Source organism: Lysobacter niastensis (assembly GCF_031457115.1).
Taxonomy (GTDB): domain Bacteria; phylum Pseudomonadota; class Gammaproteobacteria; order Xanthomonadales; family Xanthomonadaceae; genus Lysobacter_J; species Lysobacter_J niastensis_A.
Genome location: NZ_JAVDVY010000002.1, coordinates 931,537 through 948,542, shown reverse-complemented (window position 1 = coordinate 948,542; position 17,006 = coordinate 931,537). Strand labels below are relative to the sequence as shown.

The 17,006-nt window shown below is 67.9% G+C and carries 13 protein-coding genes and 1 tRNA gene; 7 read left to right on the top strand and 7 right to left on the bottom strand.

The annotated features are described in order from the left end of the window. The first annotated feature begins 180 nt into the window (after positions 1–180). Together rsmB and J2X06_RS13635 are read left to right on the top strand one after the other, a co-directional pair. Positions 181–1,476, top strand: a complete 1,296-nt coding sequence (gene rsmB / locus J2X06_RS13640; protein WP_310063260.1) for a 16S rRNA (cytosine(967)-C(5))-methyltransferase RsmB — start codon at positions 181–183, stop codon at positions 1,474–1,476. 116 nt (positions 1,477–1,592) lie between these two features. Further along, entirely contained in the window at positions 1,593–3,296 is a 1,704-nt protein-coding gene (locus tag J2X06_RS13635; RefSeq protein ID WP_310063258.1) for an ArnT family glycosyltransferase, read from the top strand. 320 nt (positions 3,297–3,616) lie between these two features. On the opposite strand, the gene J2X06_RS13630 is transcribed toward J2X06_RS13635, so the two are convergent. Further along, positions 3,617–4,471: a glycosyltransferase family 2 protein gene (locus J2X06_RS13630; protein ID WP_310063256.1), complete on the bottom strand. Its 855-nt coding sequence runs from the start codon at positions 4,469–4,471 to the stop codon at positions 3,617–3,619. Beyond that, a complete protein-coding gene (locus J2X06_RS13625; RefSeq protein ID WP_310063645.1) occupies positions 4,468–5,223 on the bottom strand; it encodes a glycosyltransferase family 2 protein in 756 nt (251 codons plus the stop codon). The genes J2X06_RS13630 and J2X06_RS13625 overlap by 4 nt, the downstream gene beginning before the upstream one ends. Before the next feature lie 100 nt (positions 5,224–5,323). Between J2X06_RS13625 and J2X06_RS13620 the strand changes: the two genes are divergently transcribed. Continuing rightward, entirely contained in the window at positions 5,324–6,382 is a 1,059-nt protein-coding gene (locus J2X06_RS13620) for a CDP-glycerol glycerophosphotransferase family protein (RefSeq protein ID WP_310063643.1), read from the top strand. A 63-nt stretch (positions 6,383–6,445) separates the two neighbouring features. On the opposite strand, the gene J2X06_RS13615 is transcribed toward J2X06_RS13620, so the two are convergent. The 4 genes from J2X06_RS13615 to J2X06_RS13600 form a co-directional block, all read right to left on the bottom strand. Beyond that, complete coding sequence (locus tag J2X06_RS13615; RefSeq protein WP_310063641.1) at positions 6,446–7,885, bottom strand: PH domain-containing protein; 1,440 nt, start codon at positions 7,883–7,885, stop codon at positions 6,446–6,448. An 85-nt stretch (positions 7,886–7,970) separates the two neighbouring features. Further along, complete coding sequence (locus J2X06_RS13610) at positions 7,971–8,486, bottom strand: PH domain-containing protein (RefSeq protein ID WP_310063255.1); 516 nt, start codon at positions 8,484–8,486, stop codon at positions 7,971–7,973. Next, a complete protein-coding gene (locus J2X06_RS13605; protein ID WP_310063252.1) occupies positions 8,483–9,952 on the bottom strand; it encodes a tetratricopeptide repeat protein in 1,470 nt (489 codons plus the stop codon). Before J2X06_RS13605 ends, J2X06_RS13610 begins: the two co-directional genes overlap by 4 nt. A gap of 35 nt (positions 9,953–9,987) precedes the next feature. Next, on the bottom strand, positions 9,988–10,920 hold the full coding sequence (locus J2X06_RS13600) for a lauroyl acyltransferase (RefSeq protein WP_310063250.1): 933 nt from the start codon (positions 10,918–10,920) through the stop codon (positions 9,988–9,990). An 80-nt stretch (positions 10,921–11,000) separates the two neighbouring features. Between J2X06_RS13600 and dtd the strand changes: the two genes are divergently transcribed. Together dtd and rpoD are read left to right on the top strand one after the other, a co-directional pair. After that, positions 11,001–11,441: a D-aminoacyl-tRNA deacylase gene (gene dtd / locus J2X06_RS13595; RefSeq protein WP_310063248.1), complete on the top strand. Its 441-nt coding sequence runs from the start codon at positions 11,001–11,003 to the stop codon at positions 11,439–11,441. A gap of 97 nt (positions 11,442–11,538) precedes the next feature. After that, complete coding sequence (rpoD, locus tag J2X06_RS13590; RefSeq protein ID WP_310063246.1) at positions 11,539–13,395, top strand: RNA polymerase sigma factor RpoD; 1,857 nt, start codon at positions 11,539–11,541, stop codon at positions 13,393–13,395. 193 nt (positions 13,396–13,588) lie between these two features. Here the strand turns inward: rpoD and J2X06_RS13585 are convergent, their stop codons facing one another. Next, a complete protein-coding gene (locus tag J2X06_RS13585) occupies positions 13,589–13,960 on the bottom strand; it encodes a nuclear transport factor 2 family protein (RefSeq protein ID WP_310063245.1) in 372 nt (123 codons plus the stop codon). A 167-nt stretch (positions 13,961–14,127) separates the two neighbouring features. Between J2X06_RS13585 and J2X06_RS13580 the strand changes: the two genes are divergently transcribed. Both J2X06_RS13580 and J2X06_RS13575 read left to right on the top strand, forming a co-directional pair. Then, the gene (locus J2X06_RS13580) at positions 14,128–16,515 is read left to right on the top strand and encodes a GH92 family glycosyl hydrolase (protein WP_310063244.1); all 2,388 of its coding nucleotides are present in this window, start codon (positions 14,128–14,130) and stop codon (positions 16,513–16,515) included. Positions 16,516–16,574: 59 nt separating this feature from the next. Further along, positions 16,575–16,650: transfer RNA gene (locus J2X06_RS13575), tRNA-Ile, on the top strand. Positions 16,651–17,006: the final 356 nt, after the last annotated feature.

Genomic DNA, 17,006 nt, shown 5'->3' with positions numbered 1-17,006 from the left:
CACTTTTGACGTTGTCGCTGCCAAGGAGCAGGGCAACAACAAGATGGATCCCGGCTTTCGCCTGGATGACGCCTGAGACCAGCGGGAAACGGCCTGTGACATTCCCATAGCCACTCCTCGACCTCCCGTAGCTCCGACAACCCATCGTTTCGGCAACCGCTCCCGTATAACAGCCCTTCCATGACCCAAGCCGGCAGCCAACCCCGCGCCATCGCCGCCCGCGTCCTCGACGCCGTGCTGCACCACGGCCACTCGCTCAAGGCCGAGCTGGCGACGGCGTTGCCCAAGTTGGCCGATCCGCGCGACCGCGCCCTGGTCGAGGCGATCTGCTTTGCCGTGCTGCGCCAGCCGGCGCGCTACCAGGCGGCGCTCGAAGCATGGATACCCAAACCGCTGCCGCGACGCGACAGCGAGCTGAAGGCGCTGTTGTTCGTCGGCTTCGCCCAGCTCGATGCGCTGCAATTGGCGCCGCATGCGGCCGTCGCGTCGACGGTCGAGGCCGCGCGCACGCTGGGCCGCAAGCACCAGGCCGGACTCGTCAATGCCCTGTTGCGCCGGGCCCAGCGCGAAGGCTTGCCCGCCGTCGCCGCCCATGCCCATTGGCCGCAATGGCTGCGCGAGCGCATCGCCCGCGACTGGCCGCAGGACGAAGCGGCCGTGCTCGCGGCCAGCGCCGTCGAGCCGCCTATGTGGCTGCGGGTGAATCGTCGTGGGATGTCGCGCGATGACTATCTGAAACAACTGACGGAGGCCGGGATCGATGCGCTGGTCGATGCATCGTTGCCCGACGCGCTGCGCCTGGACACGCCCATGGCGGTCGCCGCGTTGCCGGGGTTCGGTGACGGGGCCGTGTCGGTGCAGGATGCCGCGGCACAACTCGTCGCCGACGCCCTGGCGCCGGCGCCCGGTGCGCGCGTGCTCGACGCCTGCATCGCGCCGGGTGGCAAGGCCGCGCACCTGCTCGAACGCGATGCCTCACTGCGCGTCACCGGCGTCGACATCGACGCGGAGCGACTCGATCGCGTGCGCTCAGGCTTCTCCCGGCTGCGCATCGGCGACGGCGTGCGGCTGCATGCGGCCGACGCCGCCGATCCAGCATCGTGGTGGGACGGCGTGCCCTTCGATGCGGTGTTGCTGGACGCGCCGTGCTCGGCCACCGGCATCGTGCGGCGCCAGCCCGACGTGCTGCTGCATCGTCGCGCGTCCGATCTGGATGCACTGGCCGCCACGCAGGCATGCCTGCTCGATGCGCTGTGGCGCACGCTCGCGCCCGGCGGCGTGCTGTTGTACGCCACCTGCTCGATCCTCAAGGGCGAGAATCAAGCGCAGGTCGACGCCTTCCTCGCGCGCACGCCGGATGCCAAGGCCGAGCCGTTGGACGAGCGCTTTGGCCGCATCAGTGGCGCCGGTCGCCAGCGCCTGCCAGGCGAACACGGCATGGACGGATTCTTCTACGCACGCCTGAGGAAAGAGTAGGGCAGGCCTTGGGCCCAGGCGGTAATTTCCGCCCGTTGTCGTGGAAATCAAGCAAAGGCGGGCCGGGGCCCGCCCTACGACAATTCAGCAACACACGCGACGGCTATCATCCGCGCATGCCCAAGTCCGCCTCATTCCGCCCCAGCTGGCTCAGTGACACCGCGCTGTTCTGGACCCTCGCCCTGCTCGTGCTCGGCGCGGGACTCGGCCTGCGTGATCCGTGGCCCGCCGACGAGCCGCGCTTTGCGCTGGTCGCACGGCACATGGTCGAGAGCGGCGACTGGCTGTTCCCGCATCGCGGCAGCGAGCTGTATTCGGACAAGCCGCCGTTGTTCATGTGGCTGCAGGCTGCGGCCTACACGGTGTTTCGCAACTGGCGTGTCGCGTTCCTGCTGCCGTCGCTGCTGGCCGCGCTGGGCACGCTGTGGTGCGTGGTCGATCTCGGCCGTCGCCTGTGGACGCGTCGCGTCGGTCTGTATGCCGGTTACGCGCTGCTGTTCGCGCTGCAGTTCACCTGGCAGTCCAAGAAGGCGCAGATCGATCCGCTGGTGGTGTTCTGGATCACGCTGGCCAACTACGGACTGCTGCGCCACGTGCTGCATCTCGCGCGCAACCGGGCGCCCGACTGGCCGATGTGGATGCTCGGATGGGCCGCCGCCGCGCTGGGCACGATCAGCAAGGGCGTGGGCATCATCGCGCTGTTGATGCTGATACCGGCCGGCATCGCTTCGCTGCGTGGCTGGGACGTGAAGGTGCACGTGCGCAGCGCGAAGTTCTGGCTCGGGCCACTCGCCTTCGTGCTGGCCGCCTGCGTGTGGCTGGTGCCGATGCTGCTGGCCGCGCAGGGCGAGAACGGCTCGCAGTACACGGCCTACATCAACGACATCCTGGTGCGCCAGACCGCCAAGCGTTACGGCTCATCGTGGGACCACGGCCAGCCGGTCTGGTACTTCCTGGAAGTGATGGCGACGATGTGGTTGCCGACGATCCTGGCATTGCCGTGGGCGATCCCGGCGTGGCGTCGCCGCCTGCGCCGCCGCGATCCGCGTTACCTGCTGCCGCTGGCATGGTGGGCACTGGTGCTGGTGTTCTTCTCCATTCCCGGCGGCAAGCGCGACATGTACATCCTGCCGGCGCTGCCGATGGTCGCGCTGGCGCTGGCGCCGCTGCTGCCGGGCCTGCTGCGCAGGGTGGCGGCGCAGCGCGTGGTGTTCGCCTTCACTGCCGTGTTTGCCGGCGTGATGCTGGCCGCCGGCCTGGCGATGTTCTTCGGCGATCCGGGCTTTGAGCGACGCTTCGTCGCCGAACGCTCGCTGGAAGACGTCTCGCGGTCGCTCGCCGCCAGCATCGCCGCGGTGGGCGGCTGGGGCGTGGCCTGCCTGTTCTGGGCGGGGCGCCGGCGCGCCGTGGCGGCGATGATCGCGACGCTGACCGGACTGTGGGTCGTGTTCGGACTGCTGATGGCGCCGCTGCTCAACGATTCGTCGTCGGCGCGCGGCCTGATGACCGACATCGGGCATCGCATCGGCCCGGATGCCGAGCTGGGCCTGGTGGCTTGGCGCGAGCAGAACCTGCTGATGGCCGACCGGCCGGTCGCCGAGTTCGGCTTCAAGGTCGATTTCGACGAACAGATGCGGCGCGGACTGGCATGGCAGCGGCAATCGCCGGGGACGCGCTGGCTGCTGGTGCAGGACGTGGCGCTGGCGCCGTGCGTCGATGCCTCGCGCAGCGTGCATATGGGCCATGCGAATCGGCGCGGATGGACACTGGTGCCGGGCAGCGCTGCCGCGAACTGCCCGGACCCCGCTACGGCGCGTTGAAGTAAAAAGCCGCATCGCCGGGGCGCGGGGCTGCGGCGGAGCAGAAAACTTCTCCGTCGGCGGCGAAGACGAACTCCATCGATGGTGAAAATTTCACCATCGATGCAGCATCGGACTGCAGCGTCGGAGAAAAAGACCCGGCGACTGGACGGTTGGGCTCCACCGCAGAAGAAAATGTCTTCAGCGATGGAGCGGGCGAGCCGCATCGCCGGTGAAAATTTCACCGGCGCCGAAGCTCCGCAAGGCACCGCTGGAGAAAAAAGCCGCGCCGGTGTGCTGGATGCGCCGGCGGACGGAGAAGCCGCCCGCCCGGCGAGCGGTCATGCCGCCGCGCGCAGATCCGGCAGCGGATGCTGGGCGAACTCCGCGATATGCCGGTCGAGGCCCACGGGACTGCGCACTCGACCGCTGGCCTTGGCATCCGCCAGCAGCGCATCGTTCGGGCTGGCGCCGTCCTCGTGCCGCTCCTGGTGATACAGATGCGTGGCCAAACCGCCGAAGCGCAGCGAGCGGCGCACCAGCCCCGCGTGGAATGCGCGCACGGCCAGATCCTTGTCCTCGCGGCCCCAGCCTTCATAGCGCTCGTCGAAGCCATTGAGCGTCACCAGGTCCTCGCGCCACCAGCCCTGGTTGCAGGTCTTGATGGCGCCGCTGCTCTGCCCGCGCGTGGCGCGCAGCGACAAGGCCGCCAGCGGCGGTATGCGCAGCGTGTGACGGCGGCGGGTCACGCCGCGATCGAAGAACCCGAGCGCCTCGACATCGCGGGACAGCAGGCGGTCGCGGCCCTCGGCGTCGGTCAGCACGCGCATGCCCTGCACGAAGCTGCCGTATTGCGCAGCGGCGAGGTGATCGGCGACGAACATCGGATGCGGCACCATGTCGCCGTCGAGCAGCAACACGTAGTCGCCGCTGGTGGCGGCGATCGCGCGGTTGCGGGCCAGCGACACGCGGAAGCCGCGGTCCTCGATCCAGCTGTGGCGCAACGGCACCGGATAGTCCGCCGCGACGCGTTCGAGCATGGCGCGGGTGTCCTCGCGCGAGCCGTCGTCGGCGACGACGACCTCATGCGGCAGCGTGCGCTGGCGCGCCAGTGCCTGCAGCGCCAGATCCAGCGCCTGCGGCCAGTTGTAGGTGGTGATGACGACGCTGGCGCGTCGCGGGGCAGGAGGCATCATGGCTTGGATGTGGTGATAGGTTGCCCGTTCTGCAACAGCCACAGCATGACCGTCTTCTGCCGCACGTAGTTGGCGCGCACGTAGGCATAGACCAGGCCGTGCCAGCCGTCGAGGAAGCCGCCGCGCAGCACGTACCCGCGCCAGAAGCGCCACGCCGGCGACAGCACCAGCTTGCCCAGGGTGGCCCGCTTGCCGCGGGCGTAGTCGTGCTCGGCCATCATCCGCGCGTAGCGCTGGGTCTTGAGCAACTGCTGCTCGAGCGAACGGTAGGGGTAATGGATCAGGTCGCCGCGCAGCGTGCGCACCGGGCCGTCGACGCTGGCCGCTTCGTGCACCTCGCGCTGGCCGCGCCAGCCACCGCGGCGGCGGTCGAACAGGCGCAGCACGCGGTCGGGATAGGCGTTGCCGTGGCGCAGGAACTTGCCGAAGTAGTCGCTCAGGCGCGCGAAGCGATAGCCGGCCGCGCCTGCGAAACCGCGGGCACGCTCGGCCTCGATGGCGGTGCGCAGCGTGTCATCGACGCGCTCGTCGGCGTCCAGGCAGAGCACCCAGTCGTGGGCCGCCTGCTCGATGGCGAACTGCTTCTGGCTGCGGAAACCGTCGAACGGCCGCTGCAGCACCTTGGCCCCCATCCTCCGGGCGATATCGACCGTGGCGTCGGTCGAATGCGAGTCGACCACCACCACCTCATCGCAAAAGGCCAGCGAGGCGATGCAGTCGCCGATGCGGTCGGCCTCGTTGAACGCGATAATGCAGGCCGAGAGCGGACAGGCTGATGCCGATCGCTCCGTGGGAGCGTGCTCCCCGGGGGCGTGGGCCGCCGGTGACGCAGGCGAGGATGGCGAGGAAGCGTTGATGGCGGATTACCTGTTGTTCGCGAGCGAGCGCTACGCGCTGCCCATCCTGCAACCGCTGGCGCAGGCGCTGCAAGCCGCCGGGCACACCGCGCACGCATGGCTGGTCGATGGCGCGGCCGGGGCCAGCCTGCCCGCGCCGGTGCGCATGGTAAACCTGCGCGAGGCGGTGGCCGTGAAACCGCGCGCCGTGTTCAGTGCCGCCAACTGGGTGCCGCCTTTCGTTTCCGGCGCCAAGGTGCAGCTGTTCCATGGCTTCAACGTCGAGAAGCGTTCGGACGAACGCGGGCATTTCCGGGTGCGTGGTCTGTTCGACCTGTATTGCACGCAGGGTCCCGCGACGACCGCGCCATTCGAGGAACTGGCGGCGCAGGCAGGCCACTTCGCCGTGGTCGAGACCGGCTGGCCCAAGCTCGATCCGCTGTTCCGTGCCGACGACGGCGCCTCCGCCGCCCTTCGTGCACCGGCGAACGGCAGGCCGGTGGTGATGTTCGCCTCGACCTTCACCGAGCGCCTGAGCGCGGCGCCGCATCTGTTCGATGCGATCGCCGCCGAGATCGCGCGTGGCGACCGCTACTGGTTGCTGACGCTGCATCCTAAATGCCCGCCGCAACTGTTCGAGCGATACCGCGCGCTGGCCGGTCCGAATGCGGCGTTCTTCGAGACCGAGCAACTGGTGGCCGCGCAGCGCGCAGCCGACGTGCTGCTGGCCGACACCACCTCGGTGGTCTCGGAGTTCGTGGTGCAGCGCAAGCCGGTGGTGACGTTCCGCAATCGCGCGCCCAAGCCGCACATGCTCGACTTCGACGATCCGGCGCAGTTGCCGGCGATGTTGCAGCGCGCATTCGCACCGTCGGCGGAGCTGCAGGCCGCGATCGACGCCTATGGCGACGCCATCCATCCCTATCGCGATGGGCGATCCTCGGAGCGCGTGCTGGCCGCGACCGAAGCGCTGCTTTCCGGCGAGCTGGGACGGCTGAGGCGCAAGCCGCTGTCCTCGACGTTCCGTGCGCTGCAGATCCGGCGAGAGCTGGGGTACTGGGGCTGGGGCAGCTGAGTCCAGCTCGCGTATTGCGCTATCGCGCTTGCGCCAATAGCGCCGATAGCGCCGGTATCGACCTCACCACCTCAACGGCCGCCTCGCCAGCGTCCTGGCCAACGCCGCGTACAGCGCCTGCGCCTCCGCCTCGGGCAGGAAACGTACCCGCAGCGGCGGCGCCAACGCGCCCGCCCCCGACGTGTCCAGCCATAGCGTCGCGGTGCCGCAACGACGGTCGATCGGAGAGCGAGACAACTGCAGTGCCTGCAGCTTGTCGATCTCGGCGAACCGCCAGTGGCGATTCCACCAGCCCTCGCGCACCGCGACGATGCCGTCGTTGACCGCATACGCGGCGCGACGCATCCGCCGATAGGCGCGATAACCCGACCACGGCAACCACAGCAGTGCCAACAATCCCCACGGCCCCAGGCGCCAGCCCAGTACCGCGGCCGCCAGCAGCGTCGGCAACACCTCGGGCAGCACCATCCGCCACCAACCCGACATCGGCAGCGACTGCCATTCGACGTGCGGCCACATCGCTTTGGGCAGCAGGTGTCCGACCAGTGCATCGCACTGGTCCGGCGTCGCGACCGGCGCGATCTCGCGCAGTGCGCGCTGCTGGTTCTGGTCTTCGGCCACGGCGGTATCGACTTCCAGGGTGCGACGACGCAGCACGCGATGCATCACGCCCTCGCGCAGCGTCCATGCCTGGATGCGCCTGCGCGAGGCGCTGGTGCGCCAGCGCCCGAGCAACCCGCGTTCGACGGTGAGGCGGCGCTCGTGCTCGGTCAGGCGGAAGCCGAAATACTGCAGCAGCGCCAGAAGCACCGACAGCAGTCGCAGCAGCACCACGCACAGCGCCAGCAGGCTCATGGCCGCGATCGCATACTCGGCCGGACCGAAACCGTGTTCGCCGGCATAGCCGAACAGGCGCTCGACGATGGCCTCGAACACATTGGGAATCACGCGCGGGCTGAACTGGGAGACGCCGGCCACGGCCGCGCCGACCAGGATCAGGCCGCGATTGGAGATCAGGCCGACCTTCAGCACTTCGGCCGGCGATAGCGCCAGCAGCGTGTCGGCGGCGACCGCCTCGGGCGTGGATGACTCGCTCACCCCGGTGCCGCCGCGGCGCCGCACCAGCGCTTCCAGCGCCAGGGCGTCCTCCATCTTCAGCACGCGCATCTCGGCTTCCGGCTTGCGGCCGCCCGCGGACTCCAGCCGCACCTCGGCCACGCCGAACATGCGGTGCAGCACCGACTGCTGCAGGGCGACGTTGTGAATGCGCGCGAACGGAATCACGCGCAGGCTGCGTTCGAGCAGGCCGCTGCGCACGATGAGGCTGTCACCGCTGACGCCGTAGCGATAGGTGAAGTACTGCCACAACGACACCAGCACCAGCACGCCGACACCGATCAGCGGCCACAACTCGTTGCGGTCGCCGCGACCGAAGAACAGCAGCGCGAGCAGCGGCACGATGAACTGCTTGAGCTGCTGCAGCAGCACGAACAGCCACGACATCGGATGCAGGCGCCGCTCGGGCAGGGTGGCCGCGGGCAACGGCGGCGGGCTCGAATCGTCGTGGGCGGAACCTTGCGGCGCGATCTCAGGCGTCATCGTCGAGGTCCAGCTGGCGACCCAGGCGGTCGCGCAGGCGCTGCGCGTCGTCCGCATCCAGGTGCGGCAGCGTGACCGCGCTGTGGCGCGTGCCGGCCGTGTGCACGACCAGCGTCGACAGATTGCGCCGCCGCTGCAGTGGGCCGCGCTTGATGTCCAGGTGCTGCACGCGCGTGGCGGGCACGCGCGTTTCGCGCTGCCACATGCGCCCGCGACGGATCGCCAGGCCATCCTCGTCCAGGCGCCAGAAGGTATGGCGGTACTGCTTCAGTCCCAGCCAGAGCGCGAAGCCGACGCCCAGCAATAGTCCAAGCAAGGCGGCCACGACCGACCAGGGCCAAGTGCTGTCCAGCACCTGGCTCAGGACAAACCCAGCGGCGATGACGGGGACCGCAATGGGCAGGCTGCCGAGTACACACAGCGCACGGGCGCGTCGCGGCAGTGGCTGCCAGTCGCCGTTGTCATGGCCGCTGATCGCTTCGGATGGGAAAGTCGTGTCGGTCATAGCGCCGGCAGCTCGTACTGGTCGTAATCCTGCACGAAGGCGTCATGCCGCCGGTACTGGCCAAGACGCTGTTGCATCCGGCGCTTCATCTCGCCCGCGTCGGCGTCGAGTTTGCCGATCGCGCGCTGCTGGTAATCCACGGCCTCGTCGAAACGTCCGGTCGAGGCCAGCGCGGCGGCGACGGTATCCAGTTCGGCCGCGTGCAGTGTGTCGGCCTTGGAGATCATGTGGTCGGCCAGTTGCATAGCGCGGACCGGATCGCGTTGCGCGGCGATCGGGCAGGTCGCCAGGTACCAGACCCGTTCGTTGCGGGCCTGCGCGATGCCGGCGTCCTCGCCGCGCGCGGCCCATTCTTCGGCCTGGGCGCAGTCCCGCTGTACGCCGCCCGCGCCGTTGAAGATGAAATTGCCCAGGGCGACCATCGCCACCGGCACGCCGCCCTCGGCGGCGCGGCGGGTGTGCACCAGCGTCTTGGCCACCAGTTCCGCCGGGATTGGCTTGCCCTTCACCGGGGTGTAGTCCTGCATCAGCGCCATGCTGAACATCGCGGCGGCCTGCACCTGGCCGGCGTCGCTGGCGCGCTCCAGCCACTGCAGTCCGCGTGCAGTGTCCTTGGGGACCAGCGTCGGCATCGCGCCGCTGTACAGCACCGCGCCGAGCGCGAACATCGCCAGGCCGTCGCCGTCCTCGGCCTTCTTCTCCGTCGCCGCCAGACGGGCACGGTAGGTGTCGTCGTACTGCGGCCACGACTCGTTCAGGCGCGTGCGCGCCCCGGCATCGTCGCGCAACGGCCGGTCCAGGTTGGCCAGGGATGGCAGCGTGTCCGGCTCGTCGAGGAAGTCGGCGACCAGGTATTCCAGCATCTGCGTGTCGGTCATTCCCGCGCGCGTGACCTGCTGCTGGATCAGGGTCGAACCGTCAAGCGCGAGCGACTCGGGGCGCACTTTCCACTGACCGCCTTCGCGCACCAGCAGCGGGCCGTACTGGAACTGGGTGCCGGTCGGCGGCCCCATTTCGCCGACGGCGCGGTCGCCCGCGATCACGGTCACGTGCGTCAGCTCCGGCAGGGTTTCGCCTTTCTCGGGAGGCGCCACGCCGTACAGGCCGGCCTTGAAGCAATGCCGGGCCATCGCGGTTGCGTCGAGCGCAAGCAATTGCTCGGGCGTCATCGACGCACGCAACGTGTAAACGACGGCGCGCTCGGACAACGGGATGCGGCGGATCTGTTCGGCCGAGCCGTAAACCGCGGCGTCGCGCAGGAACGCGAAGTAATCCAGGCTGCCTCGGGCCAGCATCGAGGCGCTTTCCGGGTTGTCCCGGCTGCTGAGCTGCGCGTAACGGTCCCAGGCGCGGCTTACCGCGTTCGAAGTGGCCAGCTCGTCGTCTGCCTGCGCCGGCGGCGCGAGCAGCACGGCCCCGAGCAGCGCGCCTCCAAGCAACAGGTCCCGCAACATCCAATGACGCATCGATGCTCCCCTACGTATCGATCAGCAGATATCGATCAGCGATTCCAGTACGGATTCTCTTCCCCCGAACCCGGCGGTCGCAGCGTATAGCGTTTGTAAGTCCACTGGTATTGCGCCGGGTCACGCCGCGCGATGCGCTCGACCGCCGCGTTGAGCGCGGCCACGGCCACCACCGGATCGGGGTTGGCGACGTCGGGCTGTGCCGCTTCGATGTGCAGCGCGAAGCCGGGGCCGTCGCGATGGGTGTCGATGCGCTCGCACCACGCGAACAGCACCGTCGCGCCGGTGCGCGCGGCCAGGCGGCCGAGCAGTGTCATCGTCAGCGCCTGCACGCCGAAGAACGGCGCGAACTCGCCATCGCCGGCCTTGGGTTGCTGATCGGGGAGGATGCCCGCCACGCCGCCGCCGCCCAGCAGCTTGAACAACTGCCGCACCGCCGGACCCTCGGCGCGGATCTGGGTGACGCGGTCGCTGCCGTCGGCCTGGCGGGCATCGGCGCGCACCAGGTTGAGGAAGGCCTCGCCGATGGCCGACTCCGGCGGGCGGTACAGGATCGCCAGCGGCGTGCGCGAGGCCAGCCACTGATTGAGCAGTTCCCAGTTGCCGTGATGCGGCGCGGCCACGATCACGCCGCGGCCGGCGGCAATGGCGGCGTCAAACAACTCAACGCCGTGCTGCTCGCGCAGCATCTGCAGGTTCAGTGCATGCGGTCGGGTCCACAGCCGCAGCGTCTCCATCATCTGCCGGCCGGTGGTGCGCAGGATGGCGCCGCGCCATTGCTCGCGCTGCGCCGGCAGCATGTCGGGGTACGCCAGTTCCAGGTTGCACAGCGCGACCCGGCTTTCGCGCGCGTTCAACCGCAGCCAGGCTGCGCCGATGGCGTCGCCCAGGCGCATCAGCCAGGACCAGGGAAGGCGGCCGACCAGGCCGGCGAGCAGGTACAGGAGGCGGGCGAGCGGTCGCGTCATCCGGCGAAGTCTAACTGGGGCGGTTGACCGCCCCCGCCGCGCCGGTGAGCATCGTCGGCCACGTCGAACGAGGCCCGCCCATGTTGGCTCTGATCCAACGCGTCACCGAAGCGGCCGTGCGAGTCGATGGCGAGGTCGTCGGCGCCATCGGGCCGGGCCTGCTCGCCCTGATCGGCGTCGAACCGGGCGACGGCGAGGCGCAGGTGGCGCGCATGGCCGAACGCCTGCTCGGTTACCGGGTCTTCGCCGACGAGGCCGGCCGCATGAACCTCGGCCTGGGCGATACCGGCGGCGGGCTGCTGCTGGTCAGCCAGTTCACCCTGGCCGCCGATACCCGCAGCGGGATGCGCCCGGGCTTCAGCACGGCCGCCCCGCCGGAACTGGCTGAACCGGTGTTCAACCGTCTGGTCGCCGTCTGCCGGCAAAATCACGCCCCAGGGGTGGAAACCGGCCGCTTCGGCGCCCATATGGTGATCAGCCTGGTCAATGATGGCCCGGTGACCTTCCTGCTGAAGGCCTGATCCAACAGGTTCGACCCAACCCTCGTCTTCAGCCAGGGCCGACCCGTGCCGGGTATAATGCACGGTTCCCCAAGCCTCCAACCCCGGTGCTCTGTCCATGGCCAACGAACGTCAGGCCCCCCAGTCCGACATCAAGCAACTGATCAGCAAGGGCCTGGAGCAGGGCTATCTGACCTATGCCGAGGTCAACGATCACCTGCCCGACGACCTTGTCGATGCCGAGCAGATCGAAGACATCATCGGCATGATCAACGGCATGGGTATCGAGGTGCACGAAGTTGCGCCCGATGCCGAGACCCTGCTGCTCGCCGACGGCGGCACGGGCAACCGTGAAGTCGACGATACCGCTGCCGAAGAGGCCGCTGCCGCGCTGACCGCGCTCGACGGCGAAGGCGGTCGCACCACCGACCCGGTGCGCATGTACATGCGCGAGATGGGCACGGTCGAGCTGCTGACCCGCGAAGGCGAAATCGCCATCGCCAAGCGCATCGAGGAAGGCCTCAATCAGGTCCAGGCCTCGCTGGCTTCGTTCCCGGCGACCATCCAGCTGATCCTGGAGGACTACGAGCAGCACAAGGCCGGCAAGAAGCGCCTGGCCGAAATCATTGTTGGCTTCAACGATCAGGAAGCGGTCGTGGAAGAGCCGGTGCCCGTGATCGCCGAGGTCGCCGATGCCGATGCCGAGGCCGACGAGGAAGAGGTAGAGGCCGCCGAGGAAGAAGCCGACGACACGCCGACCGGCCCGGATCCGGTTGAAGTCGCCAGGCGCATGGAGCTCCTGTCGACCGAGTACGGCAAGTTCGAGAAGGCTTACACGAAGTACGGCGCCTCCCACAAGAGCGTGCTGAAGCTGCGCGAGGACATGGCCGCGGTGTTCGTCACCTTGAAGCTGCCGCTGCCGCTGACCGACGTGCTGGTGCGGAACCTGCGCGACGTGCTGGCCAAGATCAAGGAACACGAGCGCCGCATCCTCGACCTGTCCACGCGCGTTGCCAAGATGCCGCGCAAGGACTTCATCCGCGCCTGGGAAGGCAACCAGACCAATCTGGAATGGGTCGACGAGCTGCTCAAGCGCAAGCAGAAGTGGTCGTCGGGCCTGCGTGACGTCAAGGACCAGATCATCTCCGAGCAGGAGTCCACCATCGCCCTGGAATCGGCGGTGCGCGTGTCACTGCCCGACATCAAGGAAATCAGCCGCGCGATGGCCTATGGCGAAGCCAAGGCGCGCAAGGCCAAGAAGGAGATGGTCGAGGCCAACCTGCGCCTGGTGATCTCCATCGCCAAGAAGTACACCAACCGCGGCCTGCAGTTCCTCGACCTGATCCAGGAAGGCAACATCGGCCTGATGAAGGCGGTCGACAAGTTCGAATACCGCCGCGGTTACAAGTTCTCGACGTATGCGACCTGGTGGATCCGCCAGGCGATCACCCGCTCGATCGCCGACCAGGCGCGCACCATCCGTATCCCGGTGCACATGATCGAGACGATCAACAAGCTCAACCGCATCTCCCGCCAGATGCTCCAGCAGTACGGCCGCGAGGCCACGCCGGAGGAATTGGCCAAGGAGATGGACATGCCCGAGGACAAGATCCGCAAGGTCATGAAGATCGCCAAGGAGCCGATCTCCATGGAGACCCCGATCGGCGACGACGAGGACTCGCACCTGGGCGATTTCATCGAGGACACCAACGTGGAGTCCCCGGTCGAAGCCACCACCAACATCAACCTGTCGGAAACCGTCCGCGACGTGCTCGCCGGACTGACCCCGCGCGAGGCCAAGGTGCTGCGCATGCGCTTCGGCATCGACATGAACACCGACCACACGCTGGAAGAAGTCGGCAAGCAGTTCGACGTCACCCGCGAGCGCATCCGCCAGATCGAAGCCAAGGCGTTGCGCAAGCTGCGTCACCCGAGCCGTTCGGAACAGTTGCGCAGCTTCCTCGATATCGACTGATCGTCGTCGCGCACGCAGTAACGAAAAAAGCCCCGCTTCGGCGGGGCTTTTTTCGTTTGGGGTCAGAGATGTTAGAGATGACAGCTCGCGATCTAGATCCACTGTCGCAATCCAGATCCCGTTCGCCCTGAGAGTAGCGAAGCGAAGTCGAAGGATGAGCGGGCCGGGCCTGCTCACCACCCCGTCCTGCCCCTCACCCCGCGTCGTAGAAAAACTGCTCCCGCACGATCTTGCCTTCATGCACGCGGTAGACGCAGATCTCCTGCATCGCCACACGGCCCATGCCCTTGAACGTGGCGTCCAGGCCCATCGACACGCTGAACCAATTCTCGGCGACGACGGCGTCGCTGCAACTGGCGCTATGGAGGGCTTCGATGCTCTCGCCGAACCTGCGGCCCTTTTCCAGGATCGCGGCCAGCCCTTGGGCGTTGCCCAGCGCGCCCGCCGGCGCCCCTTCGGGCTCGACGCTGACCGCGTCGTCGGCGTACAGCTCGCGCTGCGCTTTTTCGTACTCGCCGGCGCGGCACAGTTCAACCAGTCGCTTGGCTATGGCTTCGGTATTCATGGCGTTCCTTCTGCGTGGGGTGAGCAGTGATCCTACGCCCGCGTGCTGACAGCGTCGTGGCAGCAGGCCGAGTCTGTCCAAAGCAGGGATAGCGTGCCGCCAGCCACTGTCGAAGGTCCGTTCACATGCTAGGTTGCGGCGCGCGGGATCGATCTGGAGCCGATTGGATGAGCAAGGCGATGAGCATGTCGAAGAAGCACAAGATTCAGGGCTGGCTGGGCGTTGCGCTGCTAGCCGCGGCGATAGCGGGCGCCACGGGCGCCGCGACGGCAGCGCCGTCAGCACCCAAAGATGCGCAATCGCGCGCCTACGCCGCAGTCGATCCCTTCATCGGCACCGGCGGCGAAGGCCACACCTTCCCCGGCGCCGTGGTGCCGTTCGGCATGGTGCAGCTCAGCCCCGACACGCAGATCAAGCCGCGCAAGGAAGCCTACGGATGGGCCGCGGGCTACCGCTACGACGACACCACCATCGTCGGCTTCTCGCACACGCACTTCTCCGGCACCGGCCATTCCGATCTGGGCGACGTGCTGGTGATGCCCATCGCCGGCGACGTGAAACTCGAGCGCGGCGATGCCGGCAAGCCGGGTAGCGGCTACACCTCGCGCTTTCGTCACGACGACGAAGTCGCCGAGCCCGGCTACTACGCTGTGACCCTGCAGGACTACGCCATCCGCGCCGAGCTCACCGCCACCGCCCGCGTCGGCGTGCACCGTTACCGCTTCCCCAAGGGCAAGCCCGCGCACGTGCTGGTCGACCTGCGCACCAGCATGTACGACTACCCGGGCAAGGTGCTGTGGTCGCGGCTGCGCCTGCGGCCCGACGGCACCGTCACCGGATTCCGCGAAACGCGCGGCTGGGCACCGGGGCGGCAGCTGTATTTCGCGATGCGCTTCTCGCGGCCCGTCAGCGGCCACCAGTTCCATGACACCGAGCGGGACGTGGTCTACAAGGGCTTCCCGCCGCCGGGCGAGAACAACCCGCGCCAGCGCGCGCAGGTCGAGGGACGCCAACTCGTTGGCGCGCTCGACTTCGCCGACGCCGCCGGGCAGTCGATGATCGTCAAGGTCGCCATCTCGCCGGTCAGCGAGGACAGCGCGATCGCCAACCTCGACGCCGAAGTGCCCGCCTGGGATTTTGACGGCGTTCATCGCGACGCCAAGGCGCAATGGGCGCAGGCGCTCGGTGCGGTCGACATCGACGCCCCGGAGCCGATGCGGCGCAGCTTCTACACCGCGCTGTACCACACACTGATGGGACCGAGCCTGTTCATGGACAGTGACGGCCGCTATCGCGGTCCCGACAACGCCGTGCACCAGGCCGAGGGCTTCACCCACTACTCGACCTTCTCGCTGTGGGACACCTACCGCGCGCTGCATCCGCTGCTGACGCTGGTGCAGCCGCAACAGCGCAACAACGACTTCATCAACTCGCTGCTCGCCTCGCAACGCCACAGCCCGTACGGCACGTTGCCGGTGTGGTCGTTCCACGGTCAGGAGACGTGGTGCATGATCGGTTACCACGCCGTGCCGGTGATCGCCGACGCCTACATGAAGGGCATCCGCGGCTATGACGCCGACGCAGCGTTGCAGGCGATGGTCGCCAGCGCCAGCTACGGCCCGTACGACGGCATCGCCCAGTACATGCAACTGGGTTACGTGCCGATCGACGAGGAAGGCGAGGCGGCATCGAAGACGCTGGAATACGCCTTCGACGACTGGACCATCTCGCGCATGGCCGAAGCGATGGGCCGCAACGACGTGGCCGCGCAGTTCGGCAAGCGCGCGGCGAACTGGCGCAACGCTTTCGACGAGAAGACCGGCTTCATGCGCGCGCGCACCCGCGCCGGCAAGTTCCGCGAGCCGTTCGATCCCAGCGCCAGCGGCTACGGCACCGACTACACCGAAGGCAATGCCTGGCAGTACTCGTGGTACGTGCCGCAGGATGTGGCCGGCCTGGCGACCGCACACGGCGGCGAGGACCAACTGGTCGCCCGCATCGACCAGGTGTTCGACGCCAAGGTCGACCCGAAGATCTTCGAGCACATGGAAGACATCACCGGACTGATCGGCTGGTACGCACACGGCAACGAGCCCAGCCACCACGTCGCCTACCTCTACGCCTACGCCGGCCAGCCCTGGCGTACGCAGCAGCGCCTGGGCCAGATCATGAAGACCCAGTACGCACCGCGCCCGGACGGCCTGGCCGGAAACGACGACCTCGGCCAGATGTCGGCCTGGTACGTGTTCACCGCGCTGGGCTTCTACCCGGTGGCGCCGGCCAGCAACCAGTACATCATCGGCCGCCCGTTCCTGCCGCACGCCACGCTCAACCTGCCCAACGGCAAGCGCTTTACCGTGGTCGCCGACGCCCTGGACGACGCCCACCCATACATCGGCAGCGTCACCCTCAACGGCCAGCCGCTGCAGCGCGCCTTCCTGCGCCACGAGGAAATCATGGCCGGCGGTGAACTGCGCTTCGTCATGCACGCCCAGCCGAACCAGGCCTGGGGCGGCGCGGGGGCGGAGCGGCCGTATTCGATGTCACAGCGCTGAGGCCCAGTCGCCCGTCATGGCAGGCGATGCGGCAACGCCTGATAAAATGCGCCGCACGGGGGCCTATAGCTCAACGGTTAGAGCAGGGGACTCATAATCCCTTGGTTCCAGGTTCGAATCCTGGTGGGCCCACCATGATCATGCACTCAGGTCGACTTTTCAGTCGGCCTTTTTGCGTTTTGGATCGGCTTAAACACGGGTTGGTCACGAACTGTAGATTCCGCAGCTACTCGTGTCCTCGCACTGGTGTCCCTCAGCCAAGCCGAAAGCATCACGACAACAGTCTCCGGCGAAGTCTGTGGCCCCGGATCTTGTCGGAATAATGCTGCCTCTGCGCGAGTTAAAGGATGTGCAACTGTTGCTGGCCTGCGACATGGATCGGCCACCGGTCGCGATCGGCATCGTTCTTGCTTCTCTGCGCGAGCGGAGCGAGGCGGCTGGCCGATGTCCGTCGCCGGCTTGTTGAGGCGTTGATCTATCTGATGGCCGCC